Raw genomic sequence first — 21,920 nt, 5'->3', positions numbered from 1 at the left:
TAGTCCAGTTGGGCCCCCGGCCGGGTATTTTGGGGTGTAGAATTTTCCCGAAATGTTAACGCGCTGGACACCCGGGGTTGGCAAATTATCTTAGAAGTTTTAAATACTTAAGAACTGTGATAGGTTCCGTGCGCTTATGATATCAACCAAAGTCCTTCACTATTTTGATCACAATGCCACGACCCCCGTGTGTGCAGAAGTTCTGGCTGCTTTGCCAGAGCTTGCGCAGGCCTGGGGGAATCCAAGCTCTATCCACTGGAGCGGCCGTCAGCCGAAAAACATCCTGCGTGATACGCGTAAAGCCATGGCCGATGCGGTCGGCGCACATCCTTTGGAAATCATTTTCACTTCCGGTGGCAGTGAAGCGAACAACACCGTTCTAAAAGGCCTGTTTGATTATTACCAGACAGCTCAGTTCCTGACTCCAGAACAGCGCGGTCGCACGCACTTCATGTGTTCTTCCGTCGAGCATCCCAGTGTGATGAAGACCATGGAACATCTGAAAGCTCTGGGCGCGCGCGTGGATTTTATTCCCGTGAATCGTCAGGGACAAATTGATTTGAAATTCTATGAAGAACATCTCAGCGAGGAAACCGCTTTGGTTTCTGTGATGTTTGCCAATAATGAAACTGGCACCTTGTTCCCGATCAAGCAGATGGCCGAGATGGCTCACAAAAAAGGCGCGCTCTTCCACACGGATGCGGTTCAGGCTTTTGGCAAAGTGCCAGTGAACCTGCACGATCTGAATGTGGACTTTGCCTCTTTCTCGGGTCACAAGTTTTATTCTGTCAAAGGCACCGGGGTTCTTTATTCCAAAAAAGGTTCCAACGTGAGTTCTCTGATTCACGGAGGCGGTCAGGAAAGACATCGCCGTGGTGGCACTGAAAACACTTTGGGTATTGGTTGTCTGGGTGTCGTGGCAAAACGAGTGTCTTTGATCGAAGAAAAGGCTCGCGCTATCGCAGCACTTCGCGATCACATGGAAGCCCGCATTCTGGCGGAAATCACCGACGTGACAATCACGGCCGTGGAAAGTCCGCGTCTGCCGAACACCAGTTCTTTGATTTTAAAAGGTGCTGACGGGGAAACCATGCTGATGTCTTTGGATATCAAAGGCTTTGCCGTTTCCACAGGGGCAGCCTGTTCTTCCGGAAATCCCGAACCCAGTCCGGTGCTTTTGGCGATGGGCTTGGCACGTTCTGAGGCGCAAAACAGTCTGCGAGTCAGTCTGGGGTGGGAAAGTACTTTGTCAGAAGTGGACTTGTTTGTAGATACATTGAAAACAGTAGTGGATCGCTTGCGATCACTGAACGATGACGAAGGAGATTCTTGTCATGTCTAAAGGGAGAGTCCTTGTTGCTATGAGCGGAGGCGTGGACAGTTCCGCCGCGGCTGCGCTCTTGGTCGAACAGGGTTATGAAGTTATTGGAGCCACGATGCAAGTCTGGGATTATTCCTCTTGCGATATTGAGGAAGGAAACGGCACCTGCTGTTCCAGTATCGACGTGGACGACGCCCGATCTGTGGCGGACCGCCTGGGGATTCCGTTTTACGTTATCAACTGCGAGGCGAAATTCCGTGCTGCGGTGATTGATCCTTTCTTGAAAGCGTATCTGGAAGGGCAGACGCCGCTTCCTTGCGTGAATTGTAATACCTATTTGAAGTTTGATCATCTGGTCAAAAAGATGAAAGAGCTGGAGTGCGACTACATCGCCACCGGCCACTATGCCAAGATCGTGACCGATGAAAAGGGCAAGTCCTCTATTCACACTTCCACAGATGACTGGAAAGATCAGACGTATTTCCTGTTCACTATTGAGCCGGAACTGGTTCCGAAGCTTTTGTTCCCTATTGGGGATATGAAAAAGCCGGAAGTGCGGGCTTATTCTGAAAGTCGCGGTCTGGTGACAGCTCGTAAGAAAGACTCTCAAGGCATCTGCTTTGTGGGTGGACAAGGGTATCAGAACTTTATCAAAGGCCAAGTACAGCCGGAAATTCTGGCGTCCAAAAAAGGTCTTTTGAAGCGCTATCCAAATGGTGAGGTGATGGCCCCGCACAACGGGATTCATAACTTCACCTACGGTCAAAGCAAAGGCTTGGGCATGGATCACCATGAAAAGCTTTTTGTTATTAAAATTGATGCCACTGACAACACGGTCTGGGTGGGGGACGAAAAATATCTTTTCGCCAACGAAGTCGATGTGGTTGATCCAAAACTGCTGGATGAAATTCAGGACGGCGAGATCATGAACGTGAAGATCCGCTATCAGCATAAAGGCTCTGAGGCCAAGGTTCTTAAAACTCCGAATGGCTTTAAATTGCAGTTCTCTGAACCACAAAGAGCCGTGACTCCCGGTCAGGCGGCTGTGTTCTATCGTGATAAGCAACTTGTGGGGGGCGGATGGATCACTCTATGAAGTATCAGGTCCACACCTTCGGTTGTAAGGTGAACACTTACGACGCGGGTCTGATTCAGAAGAACCTGAATGCCAGCGGTTTTGCACCGATTGTTTCCGGCGAAAAAAACGCGCGTATTCACGTGCTGAATACCTGCGCGGTGACGGCCGAAGCCACCAAAGAGGCTGTTCGCTATATCCGTCGCCTGAAAGTGAAAGATCCTTTCTGCACGGTGGTGGTAACGGGCTGTGCGGCTCAGGTGGATACCGGGTCGTTTTCAAGTTTGCCGGGGGCGGACCTGATTGTGGCCAATTCTCACAAAGGTTCTTTGCCGGATCTTTTGAATAAACACTTCCGCGGAGAATTGACTGAAAAAGTATTCAAATCCAACATCTTCAAAAAAGAAGATCTGGAAGCTGGTGGTGGCATTGAAAAAGAACACACCCGGACTTTCTTGAAGATTCAGGACGGCTGCAATAGCTTCTGCACTTATTGTATTATTCCTTACGCTCGCGGGAAAAGCCGTTCCATCCCTGTGTCGGACCTGGTGAATCGTATCAATGATCTCTACGCTCAAGGTTCCCGTGAAGTGGTTCTGACGGGCGTGCATATCGGGGATTACGAAGACAAAGTCGGTGATAAGACTTATGTGATGGAAGATCTGCTTGAAAATCTTCTGTTGAAAACCAAAGTTCCCAGGTTCCGTCTGGCAAGTTTAGAGCCGGTGGAAGTTTCTGATCGCCTGTTGGACTTGTATCAGGATTCCCGCCTGTGCCCGCACTTCCATATGAGCATTCAAAGTGCCAATACGGATGTGCTTTTCCATATGAAACGCAAATATACGCAAGCTGACGTGCAAAAATCTCTGCGTGCGATTGCAGATCGTGTGCCGGGCAGTTTTGTGGGGATGGATGTGATCACCGGTTTCCCGACGGAAACGGAAGAACAGTTTCAGGATACCTATGACTGTCTGAAAGACTTGCCATGGACGAAGCTTCACGTATTTCCCTACAGTGAGCGTCAGGGCACTCGAGCGGCGGCGATGGATGTGTCTGTTTATCCGCATGTTCGTGCTGAACGGGCCGCACGTCTGCGTGATTTAAGTATTGCCCGTTATGCCGAACAGGCCCAGCTTCAGATCGGAACACAGAAGAAGGTGTTGGTTCTTAAAAATGCCGCCAAAGGCGGTCAGGGATTAAGTCATGACTACTGGCCAGTGGATATCACAGGAGCTGACAGCTTCCTGGATCACTGGGCAGGTCAGGAAGTTGAAGTTAAGATTACAGGATATGATCATTCCAATAAGCAACACATGGAAGGGCATCTGATTGGCGAGGTCCTGACATGAATGATCAGTATCGAAAGGTTCTGGAAGAGCGTCTGGGATATCAGTTTCAGAATCAGGCGCTTTTAAAAAGAGCTTTGACCCACAAAAGTTTTGCCAATGAGCTGCGCAACTGTGTTGAGCACAATGAAAAATTGGAGTTCCTGGGCGACGCGGTTCTGGATCTGGTTGTGGGGGAGTTCTTATACGAAAAATTCCCGACAGACACCGAAGGGGGCCTGTCGAAAAAAAGAGCCAGTATCGTCAATGAGGAAGTTCTTTCTGAACTGGCTCTGGATATGGGTTTGAACAAGCTGATGCAGCTTGGAAAAGGCGAAGCGCAAACAGGTGGTGCGCAAAAACCGCGATTGATCGCGTCTTCCTTTGAAGCCATTATCGGAGCTTTGTATTTGGATGGTGGTTTTACGGTGGCGCGCAGTTTTATCCGTCAGGAGTTTGTTCCGTTGGCGGATCGGGTGTGTCGTCACGAGGACTTCGAGCGGGATTATAAAACCCGCTTGCAGGAACTGGTCCAGAAGTCCTCGAAAGAAACGCCAAGATATGAGGTTCTGGCGGAAGAAGGACCTCCGCATGACCGGGAGTTCCTGGTGTGTGTGAAAGTAAAAGAAGATGTCTGGGCTCAAGGGCGGGGCCGCAGTAAAAAGAATGCCGAGCAAATGGCGGCAAAAAATGCCCTTGAGATGAAATACAAGGAGACGAATTAAATGAGTTACAAAGCCGGATTTTTAGGTCTGATCGGACAGCCAAACGCAGGGAAGAGCACACTGATGAACTTCCTTGTGGATGAAAAGGTGTCCATCGTCTCTGCAAAGCCTCAAACAACCCGTCGTCGTATTCTGGGGATCTGGAGTACGGACAAAGGACAGATTATTTTCGTGGATGCTCCGGGTTTGATCCGTGCGGATGAAGGTCTTAATGGCTTCCTGGCTCAGGAAGCCAAAGAGGTTATTGGCAGCTCTGATGCCCTGCTGGCGATTCTTTCTGTTGATGAAGAGCGTCCTGAAGACGCTGAAAAAGTCATCGAAATGGTTTCCAAAAGTGGCAAACCCTGGATGGCGGTGATTACCAAAACTGACATTGAGGAAAAAGCTCACCGTGTGATGATCATTCGCAAGATGGTGGAAGACGCTGGTGGAAAAGCTTTCTCTGTTTCCGTCAAAGATTCTAAAAACGATCAGGAAGAGCGTGAAGCACTTTTGATTGAGTTCATGGAACTTCTTCCAGAATCGCCGGCTCCTTTGTACGATACAGAGCTTTATACCAATGAAAACGTGCGGGAAATGGCCTCTGAGATCATCCGTGAAAGATGTTTCGATGCTCTTCATCACGAAGTTCCTTACTCGATCGCAGTTCGTATTGTGAAGTTCGAGGAAGACGCCAAGCCGGTGCCTAAGATCTATGCCGAAATTGTTGTCGGCAAAGAAAGTCACAAAGCGATGGTTATCGGAAAAGGTGCCGCCATGATCAAACAGATCGGCATGGAAGCACGCAAGGAAATTGAAAAACTGATGGGAGAAAAAGTCTTCCTGGACCTGAATGTGGCGAGCAAGCCTGAATGGTTCTCCAATAAACGTATGATGAAGGAGCTGGGCTATGTCGTTGAATCAAAGGACTGAGTTTGCGCCGAAGGTGGCGATCATCGGTCGCCCGAATGTAGGTAAATCAACGCTATTTAATATCATCACGGACACACGTAAGGCCGTGGTAAAAAATCAGGCGGGCGTAACCCGTGATATTATCATTGAACCCGTTGATATCTGGGGTAAACAATTTGATTTGATCGACACTGGCGGTATCACAGAGGCCGGGGATATTTTCTCTAAACTGATCAAAGAACAAGTGACGGAATTCCTGCACTCTGTGGATTTGATCGTGGCGGTGATGGATGGTCGTGCCGGTCTGGTGCCGGAAGATCGTGATATTATCCGTGTGGCCAAGCAGACTGGAAAGCCGTTCCTGCTGGTGATCAATAAGGTGGACCGCGATTCTGAAGCGGATATGGCCAAAGCGGATTTCTATGAATTCGGTGTGGATATCATTTCGGCTTCATTTGAACAGCGCCGTGGCGTGGCTGATGTTCTGGAATGGATCACCAAACAAATCCCTGAAAATCCGGGCACGGTTAAAGAGGGCATCAATATCGCCATCGTGGGTAAGCCCAACGTCGGCAAGAGCTCTTTGTGTAATGCGATCCTGGGTGTGAATCGTATGATCGTTTCCGATGTTGCGGGAACGACGATTGACTCTGTGGATTCTCCGTTTGTTTATAACGGGAAGAAGTACACTTTGGTTGATACCGCAGGTCTGCGTCGCTCAGCCAAGCGTGAGGAAGATCTGGAAATCATCTCGGCCTTTAAATCTCAGGAAGCCATTCGCCGGGCGGATTTGATCTTGCTGGTGGTTGATGGGACTATTGGACCCACGGATCAGGATGCCCGTATCATGCAGTCCATTCTGGAAGATCACAAGGGTGTGATCGTGGTTGCAAATAAATCTGACTTGGGTGGCAAAGAAGTTCCGGAGTATCGCAAGACCTTCCGTGACCAGATTGAACGCGTGTTCCACTTCTTTACTGACGTCAATGTTGTTTTCACCAGTGCCAAGACTCAGTATGGTTTGGAAGACATGTTCGAGATGATCGAGCGTGTGGCTGATCAGATGACCATGCGTATTCCAACGGCGGAACTAAACGACTTCTTCTTTGAAACGATTCGTAAGGCCCCGGCTCCGGTTTGGGGGACGACGAACGTGAAGTTCTATTATCTGACTCAGACGTATCAAAGACCACCGGCATTTATTGCCTTTGCCAACCACCCTGACGGGGTGACGAATTCTTATCGTCGTTTCCTGATTAAGAACATCAAGGAACGTTGGGATCTGCACGGGATGCCGATTCGTATCTTCTGTATGAAATCACGCCGTGGCGGCAGTGGTGGCGGAGAATAATGGCAACTAAGCGCGGCTCCTGGAAAACACGCTATGGATTTTATCTTCTGGCCGTGGGCTCTGCCTGCGGTCTTGGAAATCTTTGGCGTTTCCCTTACGTGGTGGGGGAAAATGGGGGCGGGGCTTTTATCTTGTTATATGGATTCATGGCTTTGGCGATCGGGGCTCCGCTTCTGATTGCCGAGCTGATGCTGGGAAAAGGCACACGTCGTTCGGTGATCGTGGCCACTCAGCAGATGGGGCAAAAGTCCGGCGTGCGTTCTTTGCGTTGGGTCGGGCGGCTGGCGGTTTTGGTCAGTATTGTTGTTCTGTCGTATTATTCGGTGATCAGTGGCTGGGTTTTGCACTTCCTGACGCAGTTTTTGATTTCTCTGTTTTCGTCTTCGGATCAGGTGGTTGATAAAACCAACCTGGCGGCCTTGATGTCTAACGGCTGGTTGCAGTTGATGTTGGCCAGTGCGCATATTCTGATCACGGTTGTGGTTGTGGTCAAAGGGGTTCAGCAGGGCCTTGAACGCTGGATCGGTTATACGATGCCGCTCTTTGTGGCTTTGGTGGCGATTCTGGTGATGCGCTCTTTCTCTTTGCCATCCACGCCGGAAGTTTTGCGTTTTCTGTTTTATCCTGATTTTTCAAAGTTAACCTGGTCGTCTTTAAATCACGCCTTGGGGCATGTGTTTTTCACCTTGTCGGTGGGTTTTGGTACGATGGTGACTTTTGGTTCTTATATGCGTGAAGAGGACCATATTCCCACCGCAGGATTCCGTGTGACGATTGTCGATACGATGATTTCCATGATTGCGGTGGTGATGATTTTCCCGGTGGCATTTCAGGCATCCAATGTGCCGTTAACGGACCCGGCATTGATGTTCGAGGTTTTGCCGAAGTATTTACTTGGGGTTCCGGGCGGGGTGCTGTTTGGTCTGGCGTTCTTTGTGTGTCTGTATTTGGCGGCTTTAAATGCCAGTATCGGTTTACTGGAAGTGGTTGTTTCCAACTGGGTGGATGCACAAAAGGAAATGGAGCGCGGAAAGGCCACATGGTATTCCGGTGCGATCGCATTGTTGCTAACAGTTCTGCCGGCCTTGTCGAGTTCCATCTTTAAAGACATTCGGGTGGGCGGGCGCTCATTGATTGAAAATCTGGACTCTTTGCTGATCAATTGGTTGCTGCCAGTGGTGGCGCTGGGAATTCTGATTGCTTTTAATATGGGAATTTCAGAAAAGGAAAAAGAGCTGGGTTTTGTCGATAAGGACAAGTTCGTCAGCTATTCCATGTATCCTCACTGGTTGTTTATTCTGCGCTGGGCAGGCCCTATTGTGATTTTGCTGGGCCTGTTGTTGCAAATCGTGGGTGTTTTTACCCAGTAGCGCTGGCTTAGAAGTTCATTCCCAGGATCACCAGGAAGTTATAGAAGTCACCGGCCAGATTCTTTTCCAGCTTTTCTGTACCATCCACGTAGTTTTTGTTTTCATCGCTGAAGTTGACGTAGTGATAAGTGCCCTGCAAGCCCAGATAGGCTTTTTTGCGCATCAAAGGAATCTCAAGACCGGCACCGATATCAAAACCCATTGTGGAATCACGGCTGAATCCATCAAGTCCCGCAATGGTGTAGGTGCGATAGAACTGCCCCAAGCCGCCTAGGATGTAGGGATTTAAATCCGCCAGACCGCGAGTGACGTTCTGAGTGTTCATGTAGTACTTTAAGTCGAAATTGATCGCCGTGATCGACACATTTCCTTCGTAAGGATCGGTTTTGTTTAGAACTTTGAACTGAACCGAATGGTCACCAGTTTGAAAGCCCAAAGACATGGCCAAACGAAGATCAAAGAAGTAAGTCAGGAAAATACCAAAGGTCGGAGCGGAGGAATAAGCATCTGCAAAGTTACCGGTAAAGCCGCGCATGCCTCCGGCAAGACCAATCGTGAAAAAGCGTCCGTTACGGAAAAAGTTGATGTCCGCTTCTTCGTCGGATTCCTCTTCAAACTCACTATAATCAGTGAATGGATCGTAAGCCTCGTCCACATCAACTTGAGAAAGCAAATAGGATTTTTGATCAGACTGAGCCAGTGATTTTTGGGGCATGGCCATCGCCATGGAAAAAAGAACTACAAGAAGGCTGTATGTACGTAATCGAGCTGTGGTTTTCACAAGATCCCCCTTTTGATATTATCGAATCAAAACGGGGAAAACTTCAAAGTAAAGTATCAAAACGAAGTCCAGATGTCGCAGTTTGTCTCAGGCTGAGACATCTAGAGTGGCTCGTTGAGGGCCTTTTCGACGGCCTTGGTGATGCTGTCAGAGGAAGGTTTGGTGATGGAGCTCCATCTTTCTATGACCTGCCCCTTGCGGTTGATCAGGAACTTTTCAAAATTCCAGGCCACATCTTTGAATAGAAGTCCCGGCTTTTGTGTCGTCAGGAACTGGTACACGGGCTGTTTGTCTTTGCCTGTGACCGGGGCCTTGTCAAAGAGAGGGAATGTCACGCCAAATTCTTTTTCCGCAAAGGTCTGAACCTCTTCATTGGAACCTTTTTCCTGCTTGAAGTCATTGGACGGAAACGCCAGAACCACGAAGCCACGGCTTGCATATTTTTTGTACATTTCTTCCAATTCTTTGAGCTGCGGAGTGAAGCCACACTGCGAAGCTGTGTTTACAACAAGGACGACTTTGCCTCTGTAAGTTGAGAAGTTCACTTTCTTACCGCTTAAGGAATTGGCAGAAAGATCAAAGAAGCTGGTCGGGGGTGTGGAAGTGTCAGCCCACGCCAACTGAGTGCAAAAAACGAGGCCGAGGAGAGTTAAAAGACGCATGAGTTCCTCCTAATGAGCGTATTCTAGGTTCGCTCTTTGGAAATCACAAGAAAAAGCCGGGCGGGCAATTTGGATGCGGTGCGCACCTTTGACTTTATCAATTCGTGATTTTCTAATCATTAAGAGCCTTTAGGATTCAATTTCAATTCAAAAACAGGAGACATTTGCGGCGATGGAACTTGGCAGTCCCGTTATCCTAATTTCAGCTTTTGGTCGAGGTCACTGGTTGGCCGCTGCTTTGGCGAAAGAGGGAATCAAAACAACTCTTGTTGATGTATCAACTAAACTGGGTGTGTGGCCGTCGGAAGACGTCGAAGGACCTTTTGGTTTTTTCCGTAACGAACGTATTTCAGAATCTCAGTCTGAAAGAATGTATTCGGATGATCCGTTCGATGAAGTTTCAAATGGATTCACTCTGTGGTTGAAAGAGGGGCCTTTTGAATTCAAAGGTCCTGTTACAAAATATAAAATCGATCAGTCCTCGTTGTCGTCACAGGTGAAAGAACATCTGATCGGTGGTGGCGGAGACAAAGCTGCCAGAAGTTTATATAAAAATCTGGATGCTCTTGATTTTGATGCCAGTTGGATTTTGCATCTGGCGCATCAGTGGTCAGGCACGACTTACACGTCCAATGCCAAGGGCGCGCGGATGGGAGTTTCGACTCCGCTATCGTCTTCGTTTCTGGTTCGTCAGGCCACTCGCAATGGCCTGGAAAAATCCTTAAGCTGGTTGGCCAGCAAAGGCGTGGAAGTCATTCGACCGCATCAGATCATGGACGTTTCGTTTGGTGGCGGCAAGTCCATCACCGGTCTGGAGCTTTCTGGTGAAAAACAGGGGCTGTTCCGTCTGGAGCAGATTGTGTGGATGTTAACCAGTGAAGAAACCTATTTCCTGAATGAGCGTTTGGGGAAATATTTCTTCCCAGAGGGTGCTCTGGAGCCGGAATGGTGCTGGGTGCGTTACCGTGTGGGTCTGCAATCCTGTTTTGAGCGGGACCGTCTGCCACTGCATACGGTGGTCATTGACGATGTGGACTCCCCTTGGACACACGAAAATATGATGGTGCTGCAGAGAACTTCTTTGCCAGAGCAGTTTGATGTTTGGATGCGAATTCCCACAGTGCAAAGATTTAACAAGGAATATCTGACTGTGCGCAGTGAGCGCATGAAGAATCACCTGAAAGAACGCATGTCTTTGACTGATCCGCAAATTCTTAGTTTCCCGCAGGAGTATTATTACACCTATGCACAACTGGGGGCTTCGCGTTTCCCGGTGTTCGGTGAAAAACAAGGCGTGCGCCGCGGCCGCAGTTCTTACGGGAACCTGCATCTGGATGGTCCGGAGGTCTGGCCGAACTACAACTGGGGTTCGTACTTTGACAACCATGAATCCATCCAAAGTCGCATCGTGACCTGGTGGAAAGAAAAGCTGCTCAAAGAACAAAAAGAGAAGAAGCGAAAGGAACAGAACTCGTGATTGAAAGATACACTCGCCCTGAAATGGGTCTTCTTTGGGATTCTGATCACAAATTCGGTAAGATGATGGAAGTTGAAATCGCTGTTGCGCAAGTGCAGGCTCAACTGGGCATCATTCCGAAAGGGGCGGCGAAGACCATCGCACAAAAAGCCCGCTTCAACGTTAAAAGAATTTCTGAAATTGAACGCCAAACAAAGCACGATGTGATCGCCTTTGTTTCCAATCTGGCTGAAAACGTGGGGCCTCAAGGTAAATTCATTCACTACGGTCTGACATCTTCAGATGTTCTGGATACGGCTTTTAGTTTGCAGGTTCGAGAGGCCGGTATGGTCTTGATGAAATCTGTGGAGGGTCTTGAAAAATCCCTGAAGGTTCTGGTGAACCGCCACGCGGAAACTCTGTGCGCAGGGCGCACGCACGGCATGTTTGCCGAACCGACCACTTTTGGTTTTAAAATGGCGGGCTTTCTGGCTGAAACTCAGCGAAATAAAAAACGCGTGAAGGCGGCTTTAGACGGCATGATGATCTGCAAGCTCAGCGGAGCTGTGGGCACTTATTCCAGTCAGGCGCCAAAGATTGAAAACATGGTCGCTAAGAAATTAAAACTAAAAACCGAAACCATTGCCACGCAAGTAATCCCGCGCGACCGTCATGCTGAAATGCTGTCGGCTTTGGCAATTCTGGGCACGGGGCTGGAGCGTTTGGCCGTGGAGCTTCGTCATTTGCAGCGCAGTGATGTAGCGGAAGTGACTGAAGGTTTTACGAAGGGGCAAAAGGGCTCTTCGGCCATGCCTCATAAGAAAAATCCTATCAGTGCGGAGAATATCACGGGATTATCACGCCTGCTGCGCGGCTATGCGATTGCCGGTCTGGAAAACGTGGCCTTGTGGCATGAACGTGACATCAGCCATTCTTCAGTGGAACGCGTGGTGTTCCCGGATGCATTTATTGTGGCGGACTATGCCTGCCATCGCATGACGATTCTTTTGGATGGTCTGGATGTGAATAAAAAACGCATGTTGGATAATATTGAAAGTTCGCAGGGGCAGATATTTAGTTCGCATGTTTTGCTGGCACTTATTCAGAAGGGCATGATCCGCGAAGAGGCCTATGCTCTGGTGCAGCGCCTTTGCCATTCTCTGTCCTATGGCGAGCACTTGAAGGACAAGCTGATGGTGGATGATCAGATCAGTAAATTACTGAAACCAAAAGAAATCGACGAGATCTTCACTGGGAAAAAGCATAAAAAAGCCATCAAAGAAATTATCAAACGGGTGTAGCTCATGACTGGAAATTGGAAGTTTTTAAAAGAAGGCGATGTGATTGATGTGGTGGCGCCGGGCTATCCGTCAAAGCCTCATGAAGTTGAGGGCGCCCGTGATTTCCTGTTGAAGTGGAGCTTGCAGCCACGCATTCCTAAAGGGATCATCAAGCCGCACTTTCTGCATGCGCACGAAGATGAGGCGCGCTGGACTTTTTTAAAGGCTGCTCTTGAATCTAAGGATTCTCAGGTGATCTGGTGTCTGCGCGGTGGGTATGGCAGCAACCGTCTGCTGCCTTATCTGGCAAAGTTAAAGAAACCGAAAACGCCAAAGCTGTTGATTGGGATTAGTGATATTTCTTCATTGCATACTTTTGTAACGCAGGAATGGGGCTGGTCCACGCTGCATGCGCCGCTCTTGGATCGCCTGGGGCGCAATATGGTTTCCACCAAACATGAAAAAGAAATTCATGACATTCTGTTTGGGAAAGTTCGCCAGATTGAATTTAAAAAACTGAAACCGCTTAATCAGGCGGCTCGCGAGGTTAAAAATATCAAGTCGCGTATCACCGGGGGAAATTTGACCGTGCTACAGTCTTCGATGGGGACTCCGTGGCAGATCAACGCCGACCGAAAGCTTCTGTTCGTGGAAGATATTGGCGAGCGCGGTTATCGCGTGGACCGTATGTTTGAACAGTTCCGTCAGGCGGGTGTGTTTAAGAAATGTCAGGGCCTGATTTTAGGTGATTTCTTCGGGGGTGAAGAACCCGGCGGGAATGGCGAGGATAAAACAGGCAAAGTGTTTAAACGTTGGGCTGAGGATCTGGAGATCCCGCTCTTTAAGGGACTTGAAGCCGGGCATGCGCCTGTGCAGCGTCCAGTTCCTTTTAATACTTCCTGCGAACTCAAGGTTGCTAAAGGCCGTGTGTTGTTGCAGATCGAAACCGGAGGACGTCCGTAATGAAATATTCTATCTTGGAAAAAAATCTGATCTCGCAGTTGGAAGACCGTATCCGTGATACGACCCCGGGTGTGATGGTCAGAGCGTATCAGGGCGGTCGCATTATCTGTGACATCGCTGTGGGAAATACTTACGCATATTATGATCTGGCCAGTCTGACGAAAGTGATTTTCTCGACTCAGGCGATGTTGCAGGCCTATGAAAGCGGCAAATGGAATTTTGAAACCAAGGTCAGTGATTTGTTGTCGTGGTTCCAGCACAAAGAAACCCGCGTGACAGAGCTTCTGACTCACAGCTCGGGGCTTCCATGGTGGTTGCCGCTGTATCAGGAAATCAACACGTCTTTGCCGCGTGAAAAACGCCGCGAGCAATTGCAGTCCATTTTGCAGGGATTGAAATTGGATAAGCAGGAAACGGCTGTCTATTCTGACGTGGGTTTTTTGGTTTTAGGCTATGTGATTGAAAAACTTTACGATAAATCTTTGGATGATGTCTGGGGGGACATTAAGAATAAATTCTATCTGGGGACAACCCTGGAATTCCATCCGAACAATCAGATGACAAACAAGGTGTCGTTGTATGCTCCAACTGAAGAATGTCCCGTGCGCCGTAAGCTGGTGCAGGGGGAGGTTCATGATCTGAATGCCTGGGCGCTCGGTGGGGTTTCGACACACGCCGGATTGTTTGGAAGCATTGATGATGTGGGGTGGTTCTCACTGCACTTGCGTTCGCATTTGCTGGGTATTGCTCGTTATTCGATCCGTCAGAAGACGGCTCAACTTTTCGCCAAGCGTGCTTTGCCGGAAGGTAAAGGGGACTGGGCGATGGGTTATATGATGCCGACGCCGGGCTCTGCAAGTTGCGGGACTTATTTCTCTTTGGACTCTATTGGGCACACAGGTTTTACCGGGACGTCGGTCTGGTATGATCCGAAGATGGACTTGAGCGTGTGCATCCTTTCAAATCGCGTTCTTTATGGAGCGGACAATAAAGCCTTTGGCAAACTTCGTCCGGAAATTCATAATTGGATTGTCGAAAACTACAGAAGAAGTGGACTTTAAAATGAATATCAAACCAGGCAGTCACATTCACTTGATGGGTATTTGCGGAACCGCGATGGCTTCAATGGCCGGTCTTTTGAAAGACCGTGGTTTCAAAATCACAGGCAGTGATTCCAATCCGTATCCACCGATGTCCACGCAATTGGAAAATCTGGGCATCAACATCATGAAGGGCTACAAGGCGGAAAACCTGCACCCGAAACCGGATTTTGTGATTGTCGGGAACGTGATTTCCGCGAATAACGAAGAAGCGCAAGAGCTGATGAAGCTGGGGATTCCCTACACGTCTTTGCCAAAGGCGATGGGTGAATTCATCATTGAAAATCGTGAAAGCGTTGTGATCTCGGGAACTCACGGGAAAACCACGACAACTTCCATGATGGCGTGGGTGGCGGAAAATACGGGCGTGAAGCCGGGCTTCCTGATCGGTGGAATTCCGAAGAATTTTTCTCAATCCTTTAAAAACCCTGAAGGCAATTATTTTATCATCGAGGGTGACGAATACGACACGGCCTTCTTCGATAAAGTTCCAAAGTTCATTCACTATCGTCCGAAACATGTGATTCTGACTTCGGTGGAATTTGACCATGCGGATATTTATAAAGATCTGGACGATGTAAAAAAATCTTTTGCGCGGTTGATGAGCTTGATTCCGGAAGAAGGCACTTTGCTGGCGTGTTCAGAAGATGCCAACGTGATGGAACTGCGTAAACTTGCCAAGTGCAAAAACTCGTTCACGTATGGTTTCGGTGCTGAGGCGGACTTCCGCGCGAAGATCATGTTCCAGAACGCCAATGGTCTTGGTTTTGAGGTTCATCATCGGGGAGAGATTCTGGGGCCTTATGCTATGCAGATCACGGGCGAGTACAATGTTCTGAATGCGACGGCTGTGGTGGCGATGTCGAAGATGCTGGGCTTCTCTGAAAACCGCATCCAGATTGCCTTGGAATCTTTCGAGGGTGTCAAGCGCCGTCAGGAAATTCTGGGAGAGCCGAACGGTATTTTGGTGATTGAGGACTTTGCTCACCATCCAACGGCCGTGCGTGAAACCGTGAAGGGCATTCAGAAAAAATATCCGGGCCGCAAGGTGTTCTCAGTGTTTGAGCCCAGAAGTGCAACGTCCCGTCGCAAGGTCTTCCAAAAGGACTACGTGGAAGCTTTTAAGGGCTCTCACGAAGTGTTGCTGGCAAAGGCTTTTGATCAAACCAAGATCGACGAAGAAAACTGTGCAGCCACAACAAATAGAAAGTTCAGAGGGAAGCGACCGTTGTTCATGGTGCCATCATACTCTGGGGCAGATGGGTGATATCGAGCGCCGTTTGGGTAAGATCTCTCAACCACAGTGCAATGGTCGTGATCTTCTGGCGTTGGCTGGAAGTGTTCATGCCGGGATCAGTTCTTTGGAAGTTCTGGTTCATGCCACCGGCGGCACCGCGAATTTTGAATCTTTGCGTGAGCTGGCTTATAAAATTGAGCGCACTCTGGTCGAAGATCCTCCTTTGGCAACTAAACAAGGTTACCTGATTCGCAACGGAGTTTCCGCAGAGCTGGATGAATTGATCGAGCTTTCCACCAATGCGCAGGCCATGGTGTCTCGCATGGAAGCGGAAGAAAAAGAAAAGACCGGAATTTCCAGTCTGAAGATCCGCTATAACAATGTTTTTGGTTACTACATCGAAATCACAAATTCTCACAAAGACAAAGTCCCTGCGAACTATCAGCGCAAGCAGACTTTGACTAATGCTGAACGCTATTGCACGGATGAATTGATCGAGCTGGAACGCAAGGTCTTGAGTGCCAACACCAAGCGTGCGGATCTGGAATTTGAATTCTTTGAAGCTCTTCGTAAAGAGATTCTGAATCAGTGCCCGGCCTTGTTGGGGCTGGCGCATGAGTGCAGCGAAGTGGATGTGGTTTCAAGCCTTGCGTGGTTGAGCCTTGAAGAAAAATACGTTCGCCCAAGTTTCACTGCCGATGGTTCTTTGAAAATGAAAGCCAGCCGTCATCCCGTGGTTGAACAAACTGTGAAAAAGAACTTTGTCGCTAACGACATCGAACTTCGCCAGCATTCTTGTCTGCTGCTGACCGGACCGAATATGGCCGGTAAATCGACTTTGATGCGTCAGGTGGCGTTGATCGCGATCATGGCGCAAATGGGTTCTTTCGTTCCTTGTGACGAAGCTCAGTTGCCAATTTTTGATGCGATCTTCACGCGTATTGGTGCCAGCGATCAGTTGTCTGAAGGTCTTTCCACGTTCATGGTGGAGATGACAGAAACTTCTGCAATGCTGAAGAACGCCACCAAAGATTCTTTGGTGATTCTGGATGAAGTGGGTCGCGGGACCAGCACGTTTGATGGAATGTGCCTGGCGCAATCTATTTTGGAACATCTTCTGAGTGAAGTGAAGGCGCTGACTTTCTTTGCGACTCACTATCACGAACTGACCTCTTTGGATCAAAGCTTTGGTCAGATCACTAACGCCCACATGACCGTGGCGGAAAGAAATGGCGAAATCCGTTTCTTGCATACTTTGGTCAAAGGGCCTGCGCTGAAGTCTTACGGGGTGCAAGTGGCAGAGTTGGCAGGACTTCCAGCAACAGTCACGCGTCGTGCGAAAAGCCTGCTAAGAGATATTGAATCCAAACGTGTTCAGGCCTCCAGTCAGTTGTCTTTGTTGGATTCCTTGTCCGCGGATGTGGAAATTCCGGCGCTGGAGATGGATCTTCCGGAAGCGACTCAGATTTCAGAGAGCTTGAAGAATTTGCTGGATGAGGTGGAGAAGTATCCGCTGATGCAGATGAGTCCACTAGAAGCGATGAACCAAATCGCCAAATGGAAAGAACTAGTCTCCAACCAGTCCATTAAGGCTTGATCCTGCGTTGCTCGGTCGGTGCGCTTGTGCGGCCTACTGAGAGTAGGCCTCCGCGCTTACCTTCCTCCCGCCTTGTCTGAAGCCTTTATAGGCCGATTGACTCTTGCGGAGGGATTGAGAACTTAGGATTTTGTTTTGCTTGGGCTGGGGCTTCGTTTACCATGGGTGTATGGCGCAGAAGTCTTTTTTGAATTCGGAACAATGGAATCAAGCTCAGGAGGTTTTAATGCCTCCTTTGATGACACCTGACGGAGATGTTCGTCAGGTGTTTTGCTTTTCGGCAGAGAATCTTTCCCTGTGGCTGGGGGATCGGCTGGAAGAGCTTTTTAAATCCCGTCCGGAATGGAAAGACTGTCATCCTATCATTATTGGCTCTTGGGCGCGCGGGGAGCTTTGTCCTAAATCCGATATTGATGTTTTATTCTGTGGTGATGAAGAAAAAGTTCGCCTGCTGGTGGATGCGCTTCAAGAACAAGGCCTGAAGCTGCGCTATCGTATGCCCCAGAATCCGGCAGACTGGACTGAGAATGTCGAAGCGTTTGATATCTTAGCATTGTTAAAAGCCCGCCCCTGGACCCCGGAGGCCGCGCAAAAGCTATTCGAACAACAAAAGCGCATCTGGAGTAAAAAAAATCAATTCCGCCGTGGTCTTTTGCGTGCCGTAAAGGACGAACGCAAGAATCGTGAAAAGCGTTATGATTCCATCACCAACTATCTGGAGCCCAACATCAAGTTCGGCCCGGGGGGATTGCGTGATCTGGAACAAGGCCTGCAAATATACGAACTGTTCGCAGAAAAGTTCACCAATCCCGGCCATGCCTTGAACGTTCTGCAATACTACCGCAGTTATTTCCTAAGCTTAAGGCAGAAGCTTCATTTGGAAGGTCATGGCGACATTCTTTCCGGTGCTGTACAGTTTGATATGGCAAAATGGATGGGCTTTAAGTCGCACAAGGATTTTATGCGCGACTTGCAGCGTGGTTTGTCCCGCGTGCATTTCTATTCGGACTGGATCGTGGAAGTCGCCGAGGCCTCTGAAAAAGATCTGAAGAAAATCGAAAACCAATCCTTCAAAAAGTTCGAGGATTTTTTAACTGCGTTACATAAGAGTTCCCGTGTTTTAGTTCAGAAGAAAGTCCGCGAGAATCTGGACACATTGTTGCCGGATAGCGTGGTGAAGTCTGCGGCGAAACGTCGAGGACAGGTGCTGGATAAAGTTCTGGATGTAAAAACCTCCGACGAGCTTTTAGTCAGCGTGTTTCGCTCTCGCCTGATCGACAAACTTGTCCCTGAAATCAGACGCTTGGTCGGTTATGTTCAACATGATCAGTACCACCGCTTCACAGCAGATTCCCATATCATGCAGGCCTGCCGCGAGGTCAAACGTGTCTATAAAAAGCCTTCCGAACTAGGGCCACTGAAATTCATCGCCAAAGAACTCACAACTGAGGACTGGCGTATTTTAAGCTGGTCCTGTCTTTATCATGATCTGGCCAAGGGCATGGAAAGCACCGAACATCATTCGGACTTGGGCGTCACTATCACTGAGCGTGATTTCAAGTCCTATGGATTCAGCAAGGCTTTCACCACCGAAGTAAAGTGGATGGTGCAAAACCATCTGGAGCTTTCGCAAGCCGCTTTCCGCAAAGACCCCAAGGACCCCAGGGTCTGGCAGGAACTGCGCAATAAAGGCGCTAGCGGGGCCCGGCTTTTACGTCTGGCCCTGTTCACCGCCATCGACATTCGTGCCACCAATCCTGAGGCGTGGAACGAGTGGAAAGCCAAACTTTTAAAGGACTTGGTGCTAAGTCTTCAATCAAAGCGTGCGCAAAATTATTTTGATTTTGCGGCCTTAAAGAAAAGCAAGAAGTTGCAGCTTGATGCCGAGGTGGTGGAAGAGCTGGGACTGCAATTGCTTGAAAGTGTTTCGTTAAAAGATCTGGTGACGGATTTGAAAAAAGCCGAGATCAGTGAGGCTTCGTTAAAGCCTTTGGTGATTAAAACCCGCAAAGGGGACCTGTGGATTCGCTTCCATCACAAAGAGGACCGTCAAGGGTTGCTCAGTGATTACGTGGGACAACTCTATTCGCTGGGCCTGGGAATTCGTCATGCCTCGATTCAGACTTTGCCAAAAGTCGGAGTTTACGACTGGTTCCAGGTCAGCAGTTCACGGCCGGTAACCACCCTGACCAGGATACTTGAAAACAGCTCGACACAAAGTAAGCCCATTCCGAATGTGAAGTTTGATTCGATTCAAATTGTCAGTGCCGATGAAAAAGAATGGGTGATCAGCTTTAAGGCCGCCGATCAAACGGGCTTACTGGCTTCCGCCGCCCGGGCTTTAAGTGATTTGGGGATCAGTATTAAGTCAGCACGCGTGCATACCTGGGGGCGACAGGTGGATGATATATTTATCGTGAAAGCTCAAGGGGAACCTGAGTCAATTGTGAGGGCTCTTCAAGATAGATTCCGTCCGGCATGATGCCAGTCATGCTGTTTGCGCATTTCTAAAAAGTAATAATTCAGACTCACCGATAGACGGGATGTTGCAAGAGGTGAGTTATGAAAATTCTGAAAAGTCTCAATGGAAGACTGCTGCTGCTTTCCACGGTGCCTGTGCTGGGTTTGATTCTGACTTCGGTGGTGGCTTTGCGGGGAATTCAGAATCTGGATGAGGTGATTCGCGGATTAAGTTCAAAGCGCATCCCCATCACACAGATGATCGGGGATGCCCGAATTCATTCCAACGCGATTTCAAGACTGTTGTGGCAGGATCTTTCCATTCACGACCCTGATCAGCAAAAGATCACAGTCCAGTCCTTAAATAGAAGATTCCAGGAGATGGATCAAACCATCGAAAGCCTGCAAAGGATTGGGCTTGTTGCGGAAAACCAGCAGAATCTGAAGGACTTCGTGCAAATCTGGAAAGATCTGGAAAAAGACTACAAGAAAATTCTTTCTCGTGTGGGAATGGATGACGCCAATGTATTGGCTAAAGAGCTGGCAGCAACGGTGGGACAAGCCAACCAGATGACGGAAGTACTGTTGCGCATGGGGGCTGTATTGAAAGAGGCCAATAAGAAATCCATTGCCGATGCCGAACTTGTCCGTGAAAGAGTTCTGTTTTTGATGTGGTTGTCTGCCGGGATATTTGCGGCGGGCAGTTTGATTTTTGCCGCTCTTTTAAGTCGAAAGCTAAATAGAAGTTTTGAATCTCTTTCGGCCACGCTGAATGAATCCGGTTCTCACGTCGAGGCGGCGGCTGCAGAGATGTCGAAATCCAGTCAGGCTTTGTCCAGCGCAACAGTACAAGAGGCGGCGTCATTGGAGGAAACTGTGGCATCGTTGGAGGAGATCAACAGTCAGGTTACCTTGACTTCGGATCGGGCCGAGATGGCCCGGGACTTAAGCTCAACTGCGATGCGCTTTTCAAAAGAAGGCGAAGCGCAATTGCAGGAGCTCTTAAGCTCAATCACAGAGATCGAGGTCAGCTCCCGGCAGATTCAGGAGATTGTGGGCATTATTGATGACATTGCCTTTCAAACAAATCTACTGGCTTTGAATGCCGCAGTCGAGGCCGCCCGGGCTGGAGAGCAGGGGAGGGGTTTTGCCGTGGTGGCTGAAGCCGTGCGTGGACTTTCTCAACGAAGTGCCACTTCGGCCCGGGAGATCGCCCAATTGATTTCCCAAAGCGCGGAAAAAACCGGACAGGGTGCGCGACTGGCCAGTAGCAGTCACAAAGCCATGGAGCAGGTCTTTGCGGCTATCGAAAAACTAGCCTTGGTGAATTCAGAAATTGCAGTGACTTCGCGGGAGCAGGCACAGGGGTTGGCGCAGATTTCCACGGCGACAACACAGTTGGATTCTGCGACTCAGGCCAACGCGGCGGCGGCAGAGGAGACCTCCGCGGCGGCCGAGGATCTGAATGCTCAAAGTAAAGAGCTGCGTCGTTTGGTGGAAATGCTGAATCTGATGGTGCGCGGGGAAGAATCGAAAAAGCTGGCGGCTTAAAAACAAAAAACCCAGCTTGTTATGAGCTGGGTTTTCTTTCATTTGGCAGAGAATTTAGTTATTTTTCTTTTTTGCCGCACCGGTAATGCCAGTGTGGTTACGCCAGTTATACTGAGGGTCTGTTTTCGTGCGGTTGTGCCACATTTCCCAGGTTTTTTTAGGAAGTTTGTGAGAGACCTGACCCTTTTCATCAAAGATATCCGGATCTTTACCAACTAGAAATTGACCGATGGATTTAAGAATTCCCATTATAAAACCGCTCCTTAGATTGCCCATTCAATATAAGCGACCTCCCCAGTAACAGCAAGACCCCAAAAGGTACCTGCTTACTTTTTCCGAAGCGGTGCGTCTTTAGGAGCGTGGGTTGGCGCAGACGTCGATGATGTCCAGACCACGGTCTTCAGAGACCTTTCCAGTGCCTTTGTAGAAGTTGAAGCACTGTTGAGCGGCTTGTTCGTAGGCTTCCTCGTAGCTGCCGGCGGATCTTCTGAGTTCCAGACTTTGGCCAGCCATTTTGTATTTGAAGGTGTACTCTTTAGAAGCAACATCGCGGCTGCTCCATGCAAAGGAAGTGCAGGAAAAAGCCAGGATTGCGATAGTGATGATGGTCTTCATAAGTCCCCCTGTTATCAGGTTTGTTTCGTTACTTTTACATAGAGCAAGGGGTGGGCCAGGGCCCTTCGGGGCGAGGGTGCTAAAGGGGTTTGTAAGATATTGATAATACTTGCGAAAATAGTCTCAAGGTGAGTCGTATCAAAGGGGTATGCAGAAATTC

The 21,920-nt window shown here is 49.0% G+C and carries 19 protein-coding genes; 15 read left to right on the top strand and 4 right to left on the bottom strand.

Going from position 1 to position 21,920, the window contains the following annotated elements:
* The first annotated feature begins 136 nt into the window (after positions 1 to 136).
* Genes EZJ49_RS10985 through EZJ49_RS10955 form a run of 7 tightly spaced genes read left to right on the top strand, consistent with a single transcriptional unit; the run spans position 137 to position 8,058 of the window.
* The gene (locus tag EZJ49_RS10985; RefSeq protein WP_262552173.1) at positions 137 to 1,342 is read left to right on the top strand and encodes a cysteine desulfurase family protein; all 1,206 of its coding nucleotides are present in this window, start codon (positions 137 to 139) and stop codon (positions 1,340 to 1,342) included.
* Positions 1,335 to 2,417, top strand: a complete 1,083-nt coding sequence (mnmA, locus tag EZJ49_RS10980) for a tRNA 2-thiouridine(34) synthase MnmA (protein ID WP_262552172.1) — start codon at positions 1,335 to 1,337, stop codon at positions 2,415 to 2,417. Before EZJ49_RS10985 ends, mnmA begins: the two co-directional genes overlap by 8 nt.
* Entirely contained in the window at positions 2,402 to 3,745 is a 1,344-nt protein-coding gene (mtaB, locus tag EZJ49_RS10975) for a tRNA (N(6)-L-threonylcarbamoyladenosine(37)-C(2))-methylthiotransferase MtaB (protein WP_262552171.1), read from the top strand. Before mnmA ends, mtaB begins: the two co-directional genes overlap by 16 nt.
* Complete coding sequence (rnc, locus tag EZJ49_RS10970; RefSeq protein ID WP_262552169.1) at positions 3,742 to 4,446, top strand: ribonuclease III; 705 nt, start codon at positions 3,742 to 3,744, stop codon at positions 4,444 to 4,446. The genes mtaB and rnc overlap by 4 nt, the downstream gene beginning before the upstream one ends.
* Entirely contained in the window at positions 4,447 to 5,358 is a 912-nt protein-coding gene (gene era, locus EZJ49_RS10965; RefSeq protein WP_262552168.1) for a GTPase Era, read from the top strand.
* Positions 5,336 to 6,688, top strand: coding sequence for a ribosome biogenesis GTPase Der (gene der / locus EZJ49_RS10960; RefSeq protein ID WP_262552167.1), 1,353 nt, complete (start codon positions 5,336 to 5,338; stop codon positions 6,686 to 6,688). The genes era and der overlap by 23 nt, the downstream gene beginning before the upstream one ends.
* Complete coding sequence (locus EZJ49_RS10955; protein ID WP_262552166.1) at positions 6,688 to 8,058, top strand: sodium-dependent transporter; 1,371 nt, start codon at positions 6,688 to 6,690, stop codon at positions 8,056 to 8,058. The genes der and EZJ49_RS10955 overlap by 1 nt, the downstream gene beginning before the upstream one ends.
* A 7-nt stretch (positions 8,059 to 8,065) precedes the next feature.
* On the opposite strand, the gene EZJ49_RS10950 is transcribed toward EZJ49_RS10955, so the two are convergent.
* Positions 8,066 to 8,839, bottom strand: a complete 774-nt coding sequence (locus EZJ49_RS10950) for a porin family protein (protein WP_262552165.1) — start codon at positions 8,837 to 8,839, stop codon at positions 8,066 to 8,068.
* 101 nt (positions 8,840 to 8,940) lie between these two features.
* On the bottom strand, positions 8,941 to 9,501 hold the full coding sequence (locus tag EZJ49_RS10945) for a glutathione peroxidase (protein ID WP_262552164.1): 561 nt from the start codon (positions 9,499 to 9,501) through the stop codon (positions 8,941 to 8,943).
* Between the two features lie 172 nt (positions 9,502 to 9,673).
* On the opposite strand from EZJ49_RS10945, the gene EZJ49_RS10940 reads away from it, so the two are divergent.
* The 8 genes from EZJ49_RS10940 (at position 9,674) to EZJ49_RS10905 (ending at position 21,145) form a co-directional block, all read left to right on the top strand.
* A complete protein-coding gene (locus tag EZJ49_RS10940; protein ID WP_262552163.1) occupies positions 9,674 to 10,978 on the top strand; it encodes a hypothetical protein in 1,305 nt (434 codons plus the stop codon).
* The gene (gene purB, locus EZJ49_RS10935) at positions 10,975 to 12,258 is read left to right on the top strand and encodes an adenylosuccinate lyase (protein ID WP_262552162.1); all 1,284 of its coding nucleotides are present in this window, start codon (positions 10,975 to 10,977) and stop codon (positions 12,256 to 12,258) included. Before EZJ49_RS10940 ends, purB begins: the two co-directional genes overlap by 4 nt.
* Positions 12,259 to 12,261: 3 nt before the next feature.
* The gene (locus EZJ49_RS10930) at positions 12,262 to 13,200 is read left to right on the top strand and encodes an LD-carboxypeptidase (RefSeq protein WP_262552161.1); all 939 of its coding nucleotides are present in this window, start codon (positions 12,262 to 12,264) and stop codon (positions 13,198 to 13,200) included.
* Positions 13,200 to 14,261 (top strand): serine hydrolase domain-containing protein, encoded by a 1,062-nt coding sequence (locus tag EZJ49_RS10925; RefSeq protein WP_262552159.1) that lies wholly within the window; start codon positions 13,200 to 13,202, stop codon positions 14,259 to 14,261. The genes EZJ49_RS10930 and EZJ49_RS10925 overlap by 1 nt, the downstream gene beginning before the upstream one ends.
* 1 nt (position 14,262) lies before the next feature.
* Positions 14,263 to 15,567, top strand: coding sequence for a UDP-N-acetylmuramate--L-alanine ligase (locus EZJ49_RS10920; RefSeq protein ID WP_262552158.1), 1,305 nt, complete (start codon positions 14,263 to 14,265; stop codon positions 15,565 to 15,567).
* Positions 15,488 to 17,134, top strand: coding sequence for a DNA mismatch repair protein MutS (gene mutS, locus EZJ49_RS10915; RefSeq protein WP_262552157.1), 1,647 nt, complete (start codon positions 15,488 to 15,490; stop codon positions 17,132 to 17,134). The genes EZJ49_RS10920 and mutS overlap by 80 nt, the downstream gene beginning before the upstream one ends.
* 226 nt (positions 17,135 to 17,360) lie before the next feature.
* Complete coding sequence (locus EZJ49_RS10910; RefSeq protein WP_262552155.1) at positions 17,361 to 19,616, top strand: ACT domain-containing protein; 2,256 nt, start codon at positions 17,361 to 17,363, stop codon at positions 19,614 to 19,616.
* 80 nt (positions 19,617 to 19,696) lie between these two features.
* Positions 19,697 to 21,145, top strand: a complete 1,449-nt coding sequence (locus tag EZJ49_RS10905) for a methyl-accepting chemotaxis protein (protein ID WP_262552154.1) — start codon at positions 19,697 to 19,699, stop codon at positions 21,143 to 21,145.
* A 54-nt stretch (positions 21,146 to 21,199) separates the two neighbouring features.
* Here the strand turns inward: EZJ49_RS10905 and EZJ49_RS10900 are convergent, their stop codons facing one another.
* Both EZJ49_RS10900 and EZJ49_RS10895 read right to left on the bottom strand, forming a co-directional pair.
* Positions 21,200 to 21,394, bottom strand: a complete 195-nt coding sequence (locus EZJ49_RS10900) for a hypothetical protein (RefSeq protein WP_262552153.1) — start codon at positions 21,392 to 21,394, stop codon at positions 21,200 to 21,202.
* 102 nt (positions 21,395 to 21,496) lie between these two features.
* Entirely contained in the window at positions 21,497 to 21,760 is a 264-nt protein-coding gene (locus tag EZJ49_RS10895; RefSeq protein WP_262552152.1) for a hypothetical protein, read from the bottom strand.
* Positions 21,761 to 21,920: the final 160 nt, after the last annotated feature.

The sequence above is a fragment of the Bdellovibrio bacteriovorus genome, from assembly GCF_025558485.1.
Taxonomy (GTDB): Bacteria; Bdellovibrionota; Bdellovibrionia; order Bdellovibrionales; family Bdellovibrionaceae; genus Bdellovibrio; species Bdellovibrio bacteriovorus_G.
Note: the sequence above shows the minus strand (reverse complement) of the source record. Positions and strands in the feature narration are given on the sequence as shown.